Raw genomic sequence first — 654 nt, forward strand, 5'->3', positions numbered from 1 at the left:
AGATTGGGGACGTAACGGGAATAGACGCGGAATAGCATCTCGGTGGTGGTGTGGCCCATCTGGCGCGCGATCCACTCCGGGTTTTCGCCGGCGGCCAGCCATAGCGTCGCGGCGGTATGACGGCAGTGGTAAGGGCGCCTCGGCGCCAGTTCCAGATACCGCAGGAGCGGATACCAGACGCGCTGCGTGACATTGGTGGTATCGAGCGGCGTACCGTCTCGGGTGACGAATACATACTCGCCCTCCCCTGTGATCTCGAACTGGGCCCGTAGGGCGTCATACACGACCGATGACATGGCGATCTCGCGTTGCGAGCCATCGGTCTTGGTGTAATCGACCAACCCCTTGTCGACGGTTTCACGGACGAGGATCTGCCGCGCCTGCCAATCGATCCGCGACCATTTGAGGCCGTGCAGTTCCCCGGTGCGCATGCCGGTGAAGAACCGCAGCGTGTAGTACGGCTTGAAGTCGCTGCGCACGGTGTCGAGGATCAGACGGACCTCATCCAGCGAGAACGGCTGGATGTCCTTGCGCTGCAGCCGCAGCCGCTTGATGTTCTGAACCGGGTTCGGGAACTCGAAGCGGTCGGCCGCCTCGGTCATGATCATGTTCAACACGCCCATCAGGTTATTGATGGTCTTGGGCGAGAGCGTG

The 654-nt window shown here is 61.8% G+C and carries 1 protein-coding gene; it reads right to left on the minus strand.

Annotated elements, in window-relative coordinates; genetic code table 11:
• The coding region (locus ACS8YF_RS19790; RefSeq protein ID WP_440851798.1) for a site-specific integrase at positions 1-654 on the minus strand (654 nt) is incomplete at both ends.

Source organism: Salinisphaera sp. SWV1 (assembly GCF_052044155.1).
Taxonomy (GTDB): Bacteria; Pseudomonadota; Gammaproteobacteria; order Nevskiales; family Salinisphaeraceae; genus Salinisphaera.